Source organism: Staphylococcus sp. HMSC069D12 (assembly GCF_001810405.1).
Lineage (GTDB): Bacteria > Bacillota > Bacilli > Staphylococcales > Staphylococcaceae > Staphylococcus > Staphylococcus haemolyticus.
This window is the reverse complement of sequence record NZ_KV801108.1, coordinates 253,123-272,174: the sequence shown is the minus strand read 5'-3', so window position 1 is coordinate 272,174 and position 19,052 is coordinate 253,123. Positions and strand designations below refer to the sequence as shown.

Genomic DNA, 19,052 nt, shown 5'->3' with positions numbered 1-19,052 from the left:
TGGATTAAAAACCTATTAAACATCTTCTTCAATACTCATTTGACCAAATTGGAAGAAATAAAGGTAACCGTATACTTTAGAATTTAAAATCGTTTCTAATGTATTTTTATAATATTTCATTTGAATTTTGTACTTATCACGAAGTTGTATACCTACCTCTTCATCTGTCATACCTCTACGTTTATTAAATGCATCTGTTTTATAATCTACAAAGTAATATTGACCGTCCTTTAAAAATATTAAATCAATCATACCTTGAATAATTGACACATCTTCATCTAATTCAGGCATTTCGTCTACACGCGCTTGATTTACGACAAATGGTAACTCTCTATAAACTTTGTCAGCTTGTGTAATAGTCATATACAAGTCACTTCTAATAAAATTCATAACTGCTTCAAATTGAATATCTTTTTTTGCATCTTCTTCAATAATATGCTTTTCAATTAATTCATTAATATAGTCATTCAATTCTGTTTCAGTCATACGAATTTCTTTAAATGGTAGATGTTGCATAACTGTATGCATTAAAGTACCAATCTCATTTGCTTTACGTTTTTTATTTTCACGTAAAAACTTAGGTCTCTCATAAGTTGATACACCTATACGGTATTGTCTTACCCTTTCGTAACTTGTACCACTTTCTTCTGTTTCTAATTGACGCTTTAATTCTGAAACAGACTGTTTAGATGGTTTCTCCGTATCTTTTAAAAAAGGATATTTAAATGATAATTGATCATTAATTTGTTGCTTTAATGTCTCATCATGCGAGCCTTCTACTTCTAAATCTGAAACATCGCGACTTTCTTGTTCTGATTCACTGTCATCAATCGAAAGTTCTTCAAATTGTGCAATTTTAATATCTACAGTAGGACGCAGACTCTCATCTAAATTATCAATGGATTTCTCAAACTGATACTCTGGTAATAAGGATGTAGATTGGTATTTAGCCAAAATACTATATATTAAATCAAAAGGTCGATCTGCTGATAACCGTTTATGCAATGCAATTTGATTACCTGAAATTGGCAATCGCTCAAGTTTTTCTAATGTTTCTTCCTTATCAATAGTACCAATAAGAATGAGTTGCTCTTTCGCTCGCGTTAAAGCTACATACATTAATCGCATTTCTTCAGAAATAAGTTCTTTTTCAGTAATTGATTTAATGACAACTGACGATAATGACGGATAGGTTACATTTCGGTCTAAATCAAAATAATCAATACCTAGACCATATTTTTGATTTAAGATGAGTGGTTTACGTAAGTCGCCTTTATTAAAATTCTTTGAAAGTCCCGAATAAATAACATATGGGAACTCTAGACCTTTACTACTGTGAACTGTCATCATACGTACCACATTATCATTAGGACCTATAACATTCTCTTCACCAAAGTCTTTGTTGCGTTCTATTAGTTCGTCAATAAATCTAATAAATTGATACAGCCCTCTAAAACTTGAACTTTCAAATTCTACTGCTTTATTAAACAATCCATATAGATTTGCACGTCTACCTTTACCACCAATAAGACCACTAAAATATTGAATAACGTAATGATCATTATAGAACTTATCAATTAATTGATACACAGGGTGAGATTGACTATATTCTTGATACATGTTTATATCATCCATAAAATGTTCTAATTTCTCAACTAACGTAGGGTTCGCTTCTTGATCTTTCATATAATGCAATATGGATTGATAGAAATAATCATCGTTCATACTTTGAACTCGAATGGTTGCTAATTCATCTTCCGTAAATTGGTATATAACCGATCTCATCAATCCTACTAAATATATATCTTGTAAAGGATTATCAACGGTTCTTAAAAATGATAAGACGAGACGTACTTCAGTTTGTTCAAAGTACCCTTCCTTACTATTTACATGGAACGGAATATTATAGTCTTTAAATACTTGTTGTAAATTGCGTGCATTTTTCAACCCTCTTTCAAGTATGACGATATCTTTGAAAGTAGCTTGTCTATAAGTTTCTGACTTCATATCATAAACTTGTTTATGCTCAATAATATATTTAACTTGCTCAGCAATATAGCGAGCTTCTTGTTCTGACTTTTCTAAATCATTATCGCTACTTTTATCTTGAATTAATGCATGTAGTTCGAAAGGCATAGATTTATCAGAATATTTAGTAGCACCAAAATAAAGTCTCGCATCAGCATCGTACTCAATTTCACCTACTTCTTCATCCATCATATGGTCAAATAAGTAATTTGTTGTGGCGAGTACTTCATTACGTGAACGGAAATTCTTAGATAAATCGATACGTAACCCTGATTGATCGCCATCTTTTGTGAAACGATGATATTTATCCATAAATAGCGTTGGATCAGCTTGTCTAAATTTATAGATAGATTGTTTAACGTCACCTACCATGAATAAATTTCCATTAGATTCGTCACCACGTTTAATTTTAGATATGATTGCTTCTTGTACTTGGTTCGTATCTTGGTATTCATCTACTAAAATCTCTTCAAATTGTGATCGATATTCTTTCGCAATTGATGAAGCATTGCCCTCTTGGTCAGTTAATATTTGTAGAGCGAAGTGTTCATAATCAGAAAAATCCAGTACATTGCGACTACGTTTTTTTTCAGCAAAGTCATTAATAATATCCTTAACGATTTGTACAAGGTATTGAATTCTAGGAGCCAAACGTTTCATATCTACTTTTAAATCTTCATAAGAACGTATTAGATACTTATTTTTTACTTCCGACAATAATTTTTTATAATCATCATAAAAATCTTTAGCGTTTGTTAAAAACTGAGAACTTATACCTTCATCTTCATTCGTATCTTTTAATTTTTTACTTATTGTAGGCAATTTTTCAGAGGTATAATTGATGATTTCTTCAAAATTTATCACATTACCCTCAATCATTTTTTCGCATTTATATTTTTCTAGTTTGATAACATCTAAATGCTTTTCCGCTTCTATACAATTTAGAAAGTTATTTTCCGCTTCTAACAAAGTATGATATGCAGCTTTGATATAAATTTTCGATAATCTTTCTAATTCGTCTAGATATAATTTATGTTTATTATCGTCCGTGTAAATTTCAACTAAAGAATCTAACCACTTGAACGGTGAAGGATTGGCTATACTGAAATTATAGAAACGTTTTAACAAATCTCTAAAATTATCATCATTACGATCACTTGATAATTGTTCTACTAAAGTAAGAAATTCTATATCTGGTGTATCATAATGTTTTTCTAAAACTTCATCAATAGACTGTTCAAGTAACAGCACATTCTCTACATCACTAATTGTGCGGAAATTAGGATCCAAATCAATGACATCATAATGCTGTTGAATAATCTTTAAACAGAAGCTATGTAATGTCGAAATTTGTGCTCGATGAATTTTAATGCGCTGATTCTTTAAATGTTCATTTCTAGGATCTTCTATTGACGCTTGTTGAATGCGTTGATCAACACGATGCTTCATTTCTCTCGCACTTAAATTAGTAAAAGTAACAACGAGTAACTTATCAACATCTATTTCATCTCTAATAATTTTTTGAATTATTCTTTCTACTAATACTGCAGTTTTACCAGACCCTGCTGCTGCAGCTACTAATACATCTTGACCATTAGCGTATATACTCTTCCACTGTGCATCTGTCCATTGAGCACCTTTAGGTTTGATTGGGATGTTATTCATTATGATCACCGCTTTCTAACTCGACATCTTGTATTGCTTTGATAGGATCTATAGTTTCATCTACATGGCGATAATGTTTACTATCAATAATAGTATCCACATGGCACACTGATTGAAAATTACAAAATTGGCATGGTAATTGGTCATCGAATTTAAGTGGTGCAACTTCGGTATGACCTTCCATAATATTTGTAGCAGTCTTTATAAAGTTGTCTTTATTATGTTTGATAAATTTATGAATTGTTGTTTCATCAGCAACACTGCTCCCCCTACTTCCAATACTTCCATCTTTCTTCAGGCTAACTGGAACAATGTCGGATTTACCAATTTCTTCTAAACGAATATCCAATGCGTCTACTACATCCATATCGCTATTAACTAAGCCGCGTAATCTATATTCTTTTAAAAATGCTTGTTCAAGTTTGTCCTGTGTTAAAGCATCATCTTCCAATTCTCCCCAATCTTTAAAACTGAGACGTTCATCATGTACATGAAAATACAATAGGCCACCTGGTTTAATTTCTTTAGATAATCCCAGACGTTGGGCATTTTGCAAAGCAATATCCATATAAGTCATCATTTGCATTTGTTTACCATAATAAACCTTTTTTAAATCTAATTTCGCACTGGGATTAGATGACTTATAATCAATAATATTAATGTAGCTCTTATCATCTTTAGTGTAAGCATCTATACGATCAATTTGTCCTCGTATATTAACTGGAATGCCTTGTTTTGTAATTAATGGTTGCGCAATAAGTTCTTCACTGTTGTTCGGTGTCTTTCTAAATCCTGCTTCAAAACGATGTGGTTTGAACTTTGTATTTTTATTTTGATAGCGTAATGCTTTCAAAGTACTTTCGACAATGACACCAATTCGTTTTGACACATACCGATAGTATGCATTTGAATCCATGAGATTGAATTGGACTTGAGGTAAAACACTCTCTAAAGCTTCAACAGTTAAAGCATGTATCTTCTTATTATCAAGATGTTTAAAGTCTCCATCTACCTTATCCGAAATATACTTCAATGCAGTATGGAAAATATTTCCTAGATCAAAATTTTCAAGCTTATATTTCGTTCGCTCATTTAACCTTAAACCATGATTCGCATAATGTTTAAACGGACAATCATTATACCCTTCAAATCTAGATACACTTGCGTTAATTGTTGAACCATATAAAGATGCAGCCAATGGTTCATCTAATTTCACTGTTTCGTTGTCATATGTCAACGCAGTTAACAGGTACTCTAAACCGTTATTCAATTTGTCATTATCACGCATGACTTGATAAGCATCAACCCATACATCAGCAACCATCTCTGCCTCTAGCCAAGATTTTAAAGATTCGAATAAGACGACTTTAGTTTGATGTGGATGCTCCATTAACGATAAAGGTTGTGCATTATGTTGATAATGAATATTCGTTACATCTAATCCATTGAACAACCCTTGTATTTGGTCAATAAATGGACTTTTTTCTTTATCCTCACCTTGTGCACCCATTAAACTATATGAAAATGTAACTTGTTCACTGCCTCGTGTCATTGCAATATAACAAACAAACGCTTCATCCATTTGTAAGATATCTGATGTAGGACTTAATTCAACTTGTGCTTGTTGTTCAAACACTTTCTTTTCTTCATCTGTTATAAGACTAGAAGAAGAAACCGGTTGTGGCATAGCACCATCGTTCATTCCAACCATATAAATATGCTTTTTATTGTCTACTTTCGCTAAGTCCATTGTTCCTATACTCACTTGATCGAGGGTTTGAGGAATCATTACAAATTCTAATTGTTCTAAACCAATATCAAATACCTCTAAAAAGCGTTTAAGAGTCATTTCTTCATTATCAAATACAGTGACTAAATCATCTAAAATTTGAATAAGACCATTCCAAATTTGATCTATTTCTTCAGCTTCTTCATGACGACCATCGACGTCTAATTGGTCACGGTGAGTCATTAAATATTTAGGTAAATCAAATGCCTCCATTGTCTCATAGAAAGTTGTTGCAAAACCTCTCACATTTTCTGCTTCGTTCATTGCTTTTTCAAAAGTTAATATTTTATCAATAATATCATTCTTTAAATGAACTACTTGCTCGAAATCTTCTCGCTCTTCAGTAGTTAATTTATGTTCTTTACGTCCCATTTTCGTAAAGTTATCAATACTAAACAGTTTTTCATCAAGCCAACGTTTGCCATAAACACCACGTTCAACGACAAAATTCTCTAATAAATCAATTAAATATGCACTATCCTTAAAGTGATTAGATAGAATATTGGTTTTAATTAAACGCATCATAGGACTAATATTCCAGTTTGTTTGAATAACTTCCAAAAGTGAGCGTACCATTTCCATGATCGGATGATGTGTCATTGATCTTTTAGTGTCGATATTAAATGGAATATCATACTGTGGAAGAACAGAGTCAAATAAAAATGCATAAGATTCATCACGATACAAGATAGCAATGTCTTGATATCTATATTGCTTATCACGTGTATCTTTAATAATTTGGCGAGCTACTTCATTAACTTCTTCACGTATACTTGAGGATTCTAAAATATTAATATTACCATCGTAAGCGATAGGATTAATTTGCAATGCATCAAATTGTTGTTCCAGTTGTATTAAATCTTTATTGTTAAAACGATATTGTTGTTTAAAGAATTGTTGTTGTAATTCTATGTTTAAATCATTGGCAATTTCCTTTAGATGCGTTAATACCTCTGATGGTTTTCTGAATAAACTAAATGGATCTTCATTACCATCAGTTGTTAAAAGAACAGTAACTTTTTTGGCGCTTTGAACGAGTGCTTTAATAATTTGATACTCCAATGTAGAGAAGTTGTGGAATCCATCTATGTATACCTCTGCTCTTTTAATCCATTCTGATTGACTTAAAATATCAATAAAATGATTTAAACTATCCTCTGAAGTAATAAATTCGCCATTTATGCGTTCCTCAAAATACTGATAAATAAGCGATATATCTTCTAATTTATGTCTAGTTCTCGTCTTCAAGTCATTATCTTGCAAAAATGTATGTAAATGTTCTGGCGTAACAGAATATTTCTTAAAATCTTGAATTTGTTCACTTAACTTCTCACTAAAACCATAATAATTTACTTGTGATTGATATAGTTTTAATTCCGATTGATGTTGTTGAACTAAATCATAAATCATCATCTCGGTAGCCGATTGCGTTAGTCGTTCTTCAGTTAATCCCCCAACCTCTTGAAAAACTCTATAACTTAAGCGTTCAAAGTGAAGCACTTCAGTTCTTAGGCTTCCATTCAATTCTTTATCATTAACAAATGCTTGTTCTAATTGAAAAGTACTCTGTGTTGGTGCTATTAAAACAATTGGATCACCTAGAGGATCCTCTTTCATTTGTTGCTTAATATTATCAATCATATGATGAGATTTGCCTGTCCCTGCTCTGCCAATGTATGCGTTCAACTCCATTATTCCCACACTCCTTTGAACTTATTTTAACATAGAACATACGTTCTTAAAAATGTTTTGTTAGGTCCAAATATTGAACAAAAAAAGACTGGCGGAACCTCTATGAACATTCCATTACCAGTCTTGCTATGTTAAAAATTAATTCATTATCACTAATTTTTCTTATTTTTCATTATCTGGATTAAAGTTAAACTTGAATTCACTAAACGGCCAAAATCTAAATGATACTTTACCAACAACTTGATCTTTATCAATTAAACCAAACGCCCTACTATCCTTACTGACTTCTCTGTTATCACCTAAAACTAAGTATTTACCTTTTGGTATGATATTTGATTTAGGATTTGCATTTAGTAAATCTTTAGTTTCAAATGAACCCGTAATATATTCACCTTGTTTATGTTTTTCATTGTAATCAAGATAAGGTTCATTTATCTTTTTGCCATTAACATATAGTTTATCATTTTTATAAATAACGTTATCGCCAGGTACACCAATGACACGTTTAACATAATCGTCTTGTTGATTCGCATGAAATACGATTACATTACCTTTTTTTATGTCTCCAACTTTATATCCTAGAATGTTAACCATGACGTGTTCACCATCTTTTAGTGTCGGATCCATTGAATCGCCTTTTATAGTATATGATTTAGCTACGAAGTTGACCATTACCCATACAAGTAATAAACCTACCGCTATGGCAACAATCCATTCAACTATTTCTTTCTTCAATTTTAACACCTCATCTACTTATTTAACTGATAGGTAAATTCTTTAAATGGATAATACTTTAAACTAACATCTCCTACAATATCGTCCTTATCTATTAATCCATATGTCCTTGAATCACTTTGTTTATCACCATTATCATTTAAAATAAAATATGAATTTGGCGGAATAATATCACCATCAGAATCATGTAAATCTCTTATTGCAAAATTATTAATATCTCTATTTTTAGCATAAAATTTATTAACTTGTCTATCATCTCTATACAATTTACCGTTTCTAACTTCAATTGATTCACCAGGCTTGCCGACCAATCTACCAAAGTGTAATTGATTTTTATGTCAATACATGATAATATCTCCATCTTTCAACATGTTAAAGGTAACTTTAATTTTATTAATAATGACACGGTCACCTTTATTCAAAGTTGGTGACATATCATCAGTTTGAACTACAGCACCTTTAACTAAGAACATTTGTATAAACATGACAAACAGACAAGCAAATAGGAATGCTACAATCCAACTTGTCACTCTACGCACCTTGTCACTCCTTGTCCGAACCCATGAAATAGCCCTCGACTTTCTTACCAATAAACCATAACGCTATAGTAACTATTAATACCATTATTGCTCTAACAGGATGTGTGAAAAATGAGGTTACACTTTTCCCCATTATCGCCAAAAATGTAATAGAAATTAACTTAGATATAAGTAAAATTATAAAATAATATTTGCCTCTAATATGAGAGAAACTTGCCACAAAATTAACTAGTGTATTGGGTGTAAACGGAAAACACATTAATATAAATATTGGTACTAAGCCCTGTCTATCTATAAAATGAATTAGGCGTTCAACCGATCGTCTTGATTTAATCCGCTTCATAAAGTTAGCATTAACAAATTTTCTACAGAAAAAGAACACTGTATAAGTACCTGCTACAACACCTAACCAACTAATAATCGTACCTGCTATAAAGCCGTACGCATGAACACATAAAATAACATACAATGTTAAAGGAAGTACTGGCACAATGGCTCTAAAAAATAAAATAATAAATCCAGCCAGATAACCAAAGCCTTGTAATAAATCAAACCATTGTTCAATTTGATGAAACATAGTTACATCAAATCCTTCCTATTGAATTAACAGTTATTATTTCATAGAAATATTGTACACTGTTTCATTTATAAATCTACCTATATAACAATAAATCAGTCACAGGTAGTAGTTAGAACTCATTCCTTAGCTTTAATATAAAGGTATATAATAGAAAAGTCGATACGGAATTTGATCCATATCGACTTTGTAAGACATATTTAATTGACGCTATTGAATGACTAGAGAATTATAAACGCTCTTCTAACTCTTTCTTCTTATCTTCAAATCCAGGTTTACCTAATAATGCAAACATGTTTTGTTTGTATGCTTCTACTCCAGGTTGGTTAAATGGATTAACACCTAATTGATATCCACTCATTGCACACGCTAATTCAAAGAAGTATACAACATAACCAAATGTTTCCTCGTCTAAGCGTGGAATATTTACAACAACATTAGGAACGCCACCATCAGTGTGAGCTAATAGTGTACCTTCAAATGCTTTAGTATTAACTTCATCAATTGTTTTACCTGCTAAGTAATTTAATCCATCTAAATCATCACTATCTTCTTCAATTGTAATATCGTGTTTAGGGTTGTTTACTTTTACAACTGTTTCAAATAAGAAACGACGTCCTTCTTGGACATATTGACCTAATGAATGTAAGTCAGTTGTATAGTTTGCACTAGATGGATATATACCTTTGAAGTCTTTACCTTCAGACTCACCATATAATTGTTTCCACCACTCATTGAAATATTGCATTGACGGTTCATAATTAATCAACATTTCAGTAGTGTAGCCTTTGCTATATAAAATATTACGGATTGTCGCATATTGATAAGCAATATTTTCATCTAATTTATCTGATGATAATTCTTTACGCGCTTTGTTTGCACCAATCATGATTGATTCAATATTTATGCCAGCTGTTGCAATCGGTAATAGACCCACAGCAGTTAATACAGAATAACGACCACCAACATCATCTGGTACTACAAACGTTTCATAACCTTCATTATCTGCTAATTGTTTTAATGCGCCTTTTGCTTTATCTGTAGTAGCAAAGATACGTTTTTTAGCTTCTGCTTTTCCATACTTATCTTCAACTAATTGTTTAAATAGTCTAAATGCTACTGCTGGTTCTGTAGTTGTACCAGATTTAGAAATAACATTTACTGAAAAATCTTTATCTGATAAGTAGTCTACTAATTCTTTAGTGTACGTTGATGATAAATGATTACCCACGAATACAATTTCAGGGTATTCCTTTGAATTTCGGAATGATGAAGTTAACATTTCAATAGCAGCACGTGCACCTAAATATGAACCTCCAATACCAATTACTACTAATACGTCTGAATTAGATTTTATACGTTTTGATGCTTCCACAATTCTTGAAAATTCTTTCTTATCATAGTCTTCCGGAAGATTCACCCAACCTAAGAAATCACTACCTGCACCAGTACCTTCGTGAATCGTTTTATGAATTGTTTTAACGATATCTTGTTGTTGATCAATTTCATGTTGACCAAAGAATTCCAATGCTTTTCCATAATCTAATTGAATATGAGTCATTTTATAAAAGCCTCCTGTATATCCTTGTTGATTTAATTTTACTAACTTTAAGCCTGCTATTCAATTGACATGACTGACTATTCGAATATTTTCAAATTAATTCAACAATTTTAAGACATTTTTAATAATTTTAAAATGAATAATTTCTAAATAAAATAATACTTATAATTCTATATTAATCTGTAACTTATCCTTTAATACAATTGAGATGTTGATGACAAAGGCATTTTCAAATTTTTGTATATTTATGTAAAAAAATGGTTTTATTTTCATTTGATATCTGTTAGTATAAATTTATATCAATTTTCAGAAAAATTATGAGGTGAATTTTAATGAAAGAGAAAATCGTATTAGCATATTCAGGTGGATTAGATACAAGTGTAGCCGTTAAATGGCTTATAGATAAAGGCTATGATGTCGTAGCTGTATGTTTAGATGTTGGTGAAGGTAAAGATTTAGATGTTGTATATTCTAAAGCACTAGATATGGGTGCAGTTGAGTGTCATATTATTGATGCTACTAAAGAATTTAGTGATGACTTTGTAAGTTATGCAATCAAAGGTAACTTAATGTATGAAAATAGTTATCCACTCGTTTCAGCTTTATCTCGTCCACTAATCGCAAAGAAATTAGTTGAGATTGCTGAACAAACTAATTCTGTCGGTATCGCGCATGGTTGTACTGGTAAAGGTAATGACCAAGTTCGTTTCGAAGTTGCTATTAAAGCATTAAACCCTAACCTAAAAGCATTTGCGCCAGTAAGAGAATGGGGTTGGAGTCGTGAAGAAGAAATTGATTATGCCATTAAACACAATATCCCCGTTGGCATCAATCACGATTCTCCTTATTCAATTGATCAAAACTTATGGGGTAGAGCAAATGAGTGTGGTATTTTAGAAGATCCGTATGCTGCCCCTCCAAAGGACGCTTATGATTTGACTGCAGAGTTAGATGATACACCAGATACACCTGATGAAATTATCCTTTCATTTAAAAACGGTGTTCCAGTTCAATTAAATCATCAAGATTATGACTTAGATCAATTAATATTAACTTTGAATGAACTAGCTGGAAAACACGGAATTGGACGTATCGACCATGTAGAAAATCGTCTAGTTGGTATTAAATCTCGTGAAATATATGAAACTCCTGGTGCAGAAGTAATATTAAAAGCACATAAAGCACTTGAAACATTAACGTTAACTAAAGATGTAGCTCATTTCAAACCAGTGATTGAAAAACAATTTGCTGAACAAACTTATAATGGTTTATGGTTCTCACCATTAACTGATAGCTTAAAATTATTCATTGATAGCACGCAACAATATGTTGAAGGTGATGTTAGAATTAAATTATTTAAAGGTAATGCCATTGTTAATGGAAGAAAATCTCCATACACGCTATATGATGAAAAATTAGCAACATACACTAAAGAAGATGCATTCAATCAATCAGCAGCAGTAGGTTTCATCGATATTTATGGTTTACCTACTCAAGTAAATGCATATCTTCATGGAGGTTATAGTAATGAGTAGTAAAGCATGGGGTGGCCGTTTTCAACAACAGCCGGAAGATTGGGTAGATGAATTTAATGCTTCCATAGATTTCGACCAAACATTGTTGGATGAAGATGTCCAAGGTAGTATTGCACATGCTACCATGTTAGCTAATCAAAATATCATTTCACAAGATGATAAAGACGCAATCATTAATGGCTTAAAAGAGATTCAACAAGACTTTCATAATGGGAAGCTTGCGTTTAAAAAATCGCTTGAAGATATTCATTTAAACATTGAACATGAACTCATTCAACGTGTCGGTGACGCTGGAGGTAAGTTGCATACAGGTCGTAGTAGAAATGACCAAGTGGCTACTGACTTGCATTTATACGTAAAAAAAGAAGTACTTGAAATTCAAGACCTTATTCGTTCATTCCAAACATCCATTCTTAAACTAGCTCAATCACATGTGGATACAATCATGCCAGGATATACACACTTACAACGTGCTCAACCGATTTCTTTTGCACACCATGTTATGACATATTTCTGGATGCTAGAAAGAGACTATTCACGTTTCGTTGATAGTATGAAACGTATTGATATTTCACCATTGGGTGCAGCTGCATTAAGTGGTACAACACACCCTATCGATAGACACGAAACGCAACAATTATTAGAATTTAGTTCAGTTTATGAGAATAGTTTAGATGCAGTGAGTGATCGTGATTACATTATTGAAACTTTGCATAATATTTCATTAACTATGATTCATTTATCACGTTTTGCTGAAGAAATTATTTTTTGGTCTACGGATGAGGCGAAATTCATTACCCTATCTGATGCTTTCTCTACAGGTTCATCTATTATGCCTCAGAAGAAGAATCCAGATATGGCAGAACTTATTCGTGGTAAAGTAGGACGTGCTACAGGACATTTAATGAGCATGCTTGTAACATTAAAAGGGTTACCACTTGCATATAATAAAGACTTACAAGAAGATAAAGAAGGTTTATTTGATTCAGTACGTACTATAAAAGGTTCACTACGAATTTTTGAAGGTATGTTAGATACAATGACCGTTAATACAGACCGTTTAAACGAAACTGTGCATCAAGACTTTTCAAATGCAACGGAATTAGCTGATTATTTAGTAGCTAAAGATGTACCATTTAGAAAAGCACATGAAATTGTTGGTAAAATTGTCTTTGAGTGCATTCAACAAGGTATCTATTTATTAGATGTACCTCTTGAACGTTACAAAGAATTAAATTCAAATATTGATCAAGATGTTTATGATTATCTTAAACCGGAAAACTGTCTTAGCCGAAGAAAAAGTTATGGTTCAACAGGCCAAGACGCAGTACGTCATCAACTTAAAGTTGCTGAAAAATTATTAAATAACGATTAATTTTAGAGGTTGGGTATGGGCCAACGAATTCTGAATGAATTCTATCCATTCCCAACCTTTTTGTTAAATATATTGAGTTAACATTAAGTATATAATAGTTATTTAAAGCTTCTGCAAATTCACTTTCTTACACAAAATTGCTCTGATAGATTTTAATTATACATTTAACTATGGAAAGGATGAGTTTGTTGAAAGCAAGTAATAAAGGTATCATTTCATGTTTAACAGTAGCTAGTTTGAGTCTAGCGATTATACATACGCCCGTTGAAGCAAGTGGTGGTGAATCATCAAACACTGCAACTACGAATCTAACTAATGCATCTAAAACTCAAAACAATCATACTAATTGGTCAAGAAATTTAACAGGAGAGCGCCATACTACTATTGCACATCGTGGTGCTAGTGGCTATGCACCAGAGCATACTTTTGCAGCGTACGATAAAAGTCATAATGAATTAGGTGCCTCATATATTGAAATAGATTTACAACGCACTAAAGATGGTCATTTAGTTGCAATGCATGACGAAACAGTTGATCGTACAACAAACGGCTCAGGACGTGTCGAGGACTATACATTAGCTGAATTAAAGAAATTAGATGCAGGTTCATCATTTAATGAACAAAATCCTCAATTAGCCAAAGATAGTTATAAAGGGGCTACAGTGCCAACGTTAGACGAGATATTATCACGTTATGGTACAAATGCCAATTATTATATTGAAACTAAGCAACCTGATGTGTATCCAGGTATGGAACAGCAACTGCTAAACACACTAAATCGACATAACATGCTTACTTCAAATTCTCTAGAAAATGGACATGTCCTGGTACAATCATTTTCAGAAGCTAGCTTATTAAAAATGCATCAATTAAATTCAAATGTGCCATTAATACGCCTATTGGACAAAGGTGAATTAGCTCAACAAAGTGAAACAGATTTACAACGTATTCATTCTTATGCAATTGGCGTCGGTCCCGAATATAGTGATTTAAATGCACAAAATACAGCTCATTTAAAAGATTTAGGTTTCCTCGTACATCCATTTACCGTGAATAAAACTGCCGATATGCAGCGCTTGAACCAATACGGTGTTGATGGTGTGTTTACGAATTATGCTGATCAATATAAAGCAATAAGTTCACAAAAGTAAGTAAAAATTTTAATACATTCACCTACTGCGAATTTGCAAAATAGCATCATTATATAATGTAAGTCTCAGGCTCTTGAATCAAAACAAAAACGCTATAACTTGTTTCATTCCCATAACAAGCTATAGCGTTTATTTATGTTTATATATCGGTTTATGCCCAACCACGGTAGCGAGCTGCTTCTGCAGTACGTTTAATACCTATAATATAAGCTGCTAGTCTCATATCAATTTTTCTATTTTGTGCTAATTCGTAGATTGAATCAAAAGCATCTATTAATTTTTCACGTAATTTATCGTTAACTTCCTCTTCAGACCAATAATAACCTTGGTTATTTTGCACCCATTCGAAGTATGAAACTGTTACACCACCAGCACTTGCTAGTACGTCTGGTACCAATAAGATACCGCGTTCAGTTAAAATTCGTGTAGCTTCAGGTGTAGTAGGTCCATTTGCCGCTTCAACAACAATATCGGCTTTAATATCATTCGCATTATCTTCAGTGATTTGATTAGAAATCGCAGCTGGTACTAGAATGTCACAATCTAACTCGAACAATTCTTTGTTAGAAATTGTATTATCGAATAAGTTTGTAACTGTACCGAAACTATCACGACGATCTAATAAATAATCGATATCTAAACCTTCTGGATCATGTAATGCACCATAAGCATCAGAAATACCTACGACTTTTGCACCCATGTCATATAAGAATTTAGCTAAGAAACTACCTGCATTACCAAATCCTTGGATAACTACGCGAGAACCTTTGATTTCCTTACCACGACGTTTAGCTGCTTGTTCAATAGCAATCACTACGCCCAATGCAGTTGAACGATCGCGTCCTTGTGAACCACCTAATACGATAGGTTTACCTGTAATAAAACCAGGTGAGTTAAATTTATCCAAAGCACTATATTCATCCATCATCCAAGCCATAATTTGAGAGTTAGTAAATACGTCTGGTGCTGGAATATCTTTAGTAGGACCAACGAATTGAGAAATTGCACGTACATATCCACGAGATAAACGTTCAACTTCATGAATACTCATTTGACGTGGGTCACATACGATACCACCTTTACCACCACCGTATGGTAAATTAACAATACCGCATTTCAAAGTCATCCACATAGATAATGCTTTAACTTCTTCTTCATCTACTTCAGGGTGGAAACGGACCCCACCTTTAGTTGGACCAACAGCATCGTTATGTTGAGCACGATAACCTGTAAATGTTTTAACAGTACCGTCATCCATGCGTACTGGAATACGAACTTGTAAAAATCTTAATGGTTCTTTGATTAAATCATACATACCATCGTCAAATCCCAATTTGTGTAAAGCTTCTTTAATGATACTTTGTGTCGAAGTCACTAAATTATTATTCTCAGTCATGATCACTTTCGCCTCTTTTTAACAAATGATTTCGCTTTCATACATATTGTAACACATGTCTTTGCTTTTTAAAGGGTTTTCAAAATGAATGTTACAACTTTTTGAACTTAATTAAACACGCTTCTAATTCTTTCTAATGCATCATCTAATTCTTCTTTAGAAATAACTAAAGGTGGAGCAAATCGAATCACCGTATCATGAGTTTCTTTACATAATAGTCCTTTTTCTTTTAATGCTTCACAGAAAGGTCTAGCACTTTCATGTAATTCAACACCAATAAAGAGACCACGACCACGTACTTCTTTAATAGCTGGGTGATTAATTTTTTGTAATTCAGATTTAAAGTATTCCCCTAATTCATGTGAACGGCCAGGTAAATCTTCATCTAATATGACATCTAACGCAGCGATTGAAACGGCACAAGCTAATGGATTACCACCAAACGTAGAACCATGTGAACCAGGTGTAAATACATCCAGCACTTCGTTGTCAGCTAAGACTACAGAAATAGGTAGTACGCCGCCACCAAGCGCTTTTCCTAAAATATAAACATCAGGTTTAACATTATCCCAATCAGTCGCAAATAATTTACCAGAACGTCCTAAACCAGCTTGAATTTCATCGGCAATAAATAAAATATTATGATCATCACATAATTCTCTGATAGCTTTTAAATAACCTTCAGGTGGGATATTAATACCTGCCTCACCTTGAATCGGTTCAACTAAAATAGCAGCTGTATTCTCATTAATAGCTTCTTTTAATTTATCAACATCGCCGAAATCTACTTTGCGGAAACCATCTAATAACGGACCATAACCACGTTGGTACTCAGCTTCTGATGATAAAGATACTGGCGCCATAGTACGACCATGGAAGTTACCATTAAATGCGATAATTTCAGCTTTATCTGGTTCAAGACCTTTTACATCATATGCCCAACGACGTGCAGCTTTCAATGCAGTTTCAACTGCTTCCGCACCGGTATTCATTGGTAGTGCTTTATCTTTACCTGATAATTTACAAACTTTTTGATACCATTCACCTAAATTATCACTATGAAAAGCACGAGAAACCAAAGTTACTTTGTCAGCTTGATCTTTAAGTGCTTGAATAATTTTAGGATGACGGTGTCCTTGGTTAACAGCTGAATAAGCTGAAAGCATATCCATATATTTATTACCTTCTGGATCAGTTACCCAAATACCTTCCGCTTCTGCAACAACGATTGGTAGTGGTACGTAGTTTTGAGCTCCATAATGGTTTGTTAATTCAATGATTTGTTCTGACTTAGTCATAATATCTCCCCTTTGCTTAATTTATATTAAAACTAATGGCCATACGAATACGGCTTTCGATGTCATTTACAAAGAAGTATATTTGCAAAATTAATAAGAGCATAAAATGACTCATTGTTACATCAAATATGCCCTTCGTTTCTAAATGAAAGCCCTTACAGATATAATGACATACCTATCAATATTTTTACAAGCAAAATATTAAAAATTTTCCGATAAATAAAATGAATTAAGATTCCTTTGGTATTTACATAAAAAAGATTATGACAAGAATGATTGCCATAATCTATTATAAACTCTAAATTCATCTACATTTATCAAATTAAATTTATAAAGATATTTTGAACATCTTCTTTTTAACTAGATTAAAACTGACCGCAAAGTTTAACATTTATTCACTCATTAATACTATTTATCTTTACGAGGTAACGGATAAAAACCTTGGTTAAATTGTTTCCACAAATTAGGTGGTAATTCATGCTTATCTTCACGATGAGGGTCAAATTCTGATAAAATTTCGTCTTCTTTTCCTTCCTGAATTTTGCTGATGAAATTATAATCTAATAATATTTCACGACCAAGTGCTACGAGTTCAACACCTGTTGATTTAATAGCGTCTAATGCGTCATCAGCTGTAAATACAGATCCTATACCAATAACTGGGATACGACCATCCACCCATTGGTGAATTAATTTCAATCGCTCTTGTCCTGCATACTTACCTTCTCTTGTAGTTGAATGAATATCTCCAAGAGATATATGAACATAATCAATTGATTTTTCAGTAATTGTATTAATTAATTGTTCGGTAATTTCCATTGAAATACCTGGTGATTCAGCTTCTTCAGGAGAAAGTCGATACCCTATTATGAAATCATCGCTCGCATATTTTGATTTAGCCTTTAATACTTCATCTATAACAGCAGTTGGAAACTTCATGTGATCAGACCATTCATCATTTCTTCTATTATAATATGGAGATACAAATTGGTGAATTAAATAGTGATTAGCACCATGAATTTCTACGCCATCAAACCCAGCTTCAATTACTCGACGCGTCGCTTCACCGAAATCTTTAATTGTTTGTTCAATTTCTTCAGGCGTAATTTCTCTAGCATCATGTTCATGTTGTTGTCCGAAGCTTTTTAAAGTGATAGGACTTGGTGCAACAACATCTCCATTCGGTGTTAAATTAGCTAATGCTTGTGCGCCACCATGATGAATTTGAACTAAAGCTTTAGCACCATTCTTCTTCATAGCTTGTGCTAAACGCTTGAGTCCTTCTATATCTGAATCATGCGCAACAGAAGGTTGTCCCGGAAAAGCTTTACCAATATCGTTAACATTACTTGCAGCATTGATAGCTAGACCAACATCTTTAGAGCGCTTTTCAATATACGGTATTTCCACGTCAGAAATTGTACCATCATCATTAGATGAAGTATGCGTTAATGGAGCCAATACAAAACGATTTTTTAATTCAACCCCATTTGGCAAAGTTATGGTTTCAAATAATTTTTCATATTTTTTATTCATAGGTAAGTCCTTTCCTTTTTAATTATGACTGGACTATAGCACACAGAATTAAAGCTCCTCCAATATTCTGCTTGACTGTATATGCATATATTTGTGTCACTTTTTTATAATCAAACGCATAAAAAAGCTAACGCTATATTAAAATATAACGTTAGCTTAGCGTGTTAACAGTCAA

At 32.7% G+C, this 19,052-nt stretch carries 11 protein-coding genes and 1 pseudogene; 3 read left to right on the top strand and 9 right to left on the bottom strand.

Annotation, left to right across the window (positions count from 1 at the left end; translation table 11 throughout):
• Positions 1 to 15: 15 nt before the first annotated feature.
• The 6 genes and pseudogenes from addA to HMPREF2737_RS07080 form a co-directional block, all read right to left on the bottom strand.
• Positions 16 to 3,693 carry a helicase-exonuclease AddAB subunit AddA gene (gene addA, locus HMPREF2737_RS07105; protein WP_037549035.1) on the bottom strand — a complete coding sequence of 1,226 codons (3,678 nt, stop codon included), beginning with the start codon at positions 3,691 to 3,693 and terminating at the stop codon, positions 16 to 18.
• Positions 3,686 to 7,174, bottom strand: a complete 3,489-nt coding sequence (gene addB / locus HMPREF2737_RS07100; protein WP_037549033.1) for a helicase-exonuclease AddAB subunit AddB — start codon at positions 7,172 to 7,174, stop codon at positions 3,686 to 3,688. The genes addA and addB overlap by 8 nt, the downstream gene beginning before the upstream one ends.
• A 162-nt stretch (positions 7,175 to 7,336) precedes the next feature.
• Entirely contained in the window at positions 7,337 to 7,909 is a 573-nt protein-coding gene (gene lepB, locus HMPREF2737_RS07095; protein ID WP_037549031.1) for a signal peptidase I, read from the bottom strand.
• 14 nt (positions 7,910 to 7,923) lie between these two features.
• A pseudogene (lepB, locus tag HMPREF2737_RS07090) lies at positions 7,924 to 8,448 on the bottom strand (signal peptidase I).
• A 4-nt stretch (positions 8,449 to 8,452) separates the two neighbouring features.
• On the bottom strand, positions 8,453 to 9,025 hold the full coding sequence (locus HMPREF2737_RS07085; protein WP_037549029.1) for a TVP38/TMEM64 family protein: 573 nt from the start codon (positions 9,023 to 9,025) through the stop codon (positions 8,453 to 8,455).
• Between the two features lie 229 nt (positions 9,026 to 9,254).
• Positions 9,255 to 10,586: a glucose-6-phosphate isomerase gene (locus tag HMPREF2737_RS07080; protein ID WP_037549027.1), complete on the bottom strand. Its 1,332-nt coding sequence runs from the start codon at positions 10,584 to 10,586 to the stop codon at positions 9,255 to 9,257.
• 332 nt (positions 10,587 to 10,918) lie between these two features.
• Here HMPREF2737_RS07080 and HMPREF2737_RS07075 point away from each other — a divergent pair, with 332 nt between their 5' ends.
• The 3 genes from HMPREF2737_RS07075 to HMPREF2737_RS07065 all read left to right on the top strand — a co-directional run bounded on the left by HMPREF2737_RS07075 (position 10,919) and on the right by HMPREF2737_RS07065 (position 14,647).
• The gene (locus HMPREF2737_RS07075; protein ID WP_037549023.1) at positions 10,919 to 12,121 is read left to right on the top strand and encodes an argininosuccinate synthase; all 1,203 of its coding nucleotides are present in this window, start codon (positions 10,919 to 10,921) and stop codon (positions 12,119 to 12,121) included.
• Positions 12,114 to 13,496: an argininosuccinate lyase gene (gene argH / locus HMPREF2737_RS07070; RefSeq protein ID WP_011276257.1), complete on the top strand. Its 1,383-nt coding sequence runs from the start codon at positions 12,114 to 12,116 to the stop codon at positions 13,494 to 13,496. Before HMPREF2737_RS07075 ends, argH begins: the two co-directional genes overlap by 8 nt.
• A gap of 188 nt (positions 13,497 to 13,684) precedes the next feature.
• On the top strand, positions 13,685 to 14,647 hold the full coding sequence (locus HMPREF2737_RS07065; protein ID WP_053026585.1) for a glycerophosphodiester phosphodiesterase: 963 nt from the start codon (positions 13,685 to 13,687) through the stop codon (positions 14,645 to 14,647).
• Between the two features lie 151 nt (positions 14,648 to 14,798).
• Here HMPREF2737_RS07065 and HMPREF2737_RS07060 read toward each other — a convergent pair whose 3' ends face one another.
• The 3 genes from HMPREF2737_RS07060 to HMPREF2737_RS07050 form a co-directional block, all read right to left on the bottom strand.
• Positions 14,799 to 16,043, bottom strand: a complete 1,245-nt coding sequence (locus tag HMPREF2737_RS07060) for a Glu/Leu/Phe/Val family dehydrogenase (RefSeq protein WP_037549020.1) — start codon at positions 16,041 to 16,043, stop codon at positions 14,799 to 14,801.
• A gap of 107 nt (positions 16,044 to 16,150) precedes the next feature.
• A complete protein-coding gene (locus tag HMPREF2737_RS07055) occupies positions 16,151 to 17,341 on the bottom strand; it encodes an ornithine--oxo-acid transaminase (RefSeq protein ID WP_037549016.1) in 1,191 nt (396 codons plus the stop codon).
• 408 nt (positions 17,342 to 17,749) lie between these two features.
• On the bottom strand, positions 17,750 to 18,877 hold the full coding sequence (locus HMPREF2737_RS07050) for an NADH-dependent flavin oxidoreductase (RefSeq protein ID WP_037549011.1): 1,128 nt from the start codon (positions 18,875 to 18,877) through the stop codon (positions 17,750 to 17,752).
• Positions 18,878 to 19,052: the final 175 nt, after the last annotated feature.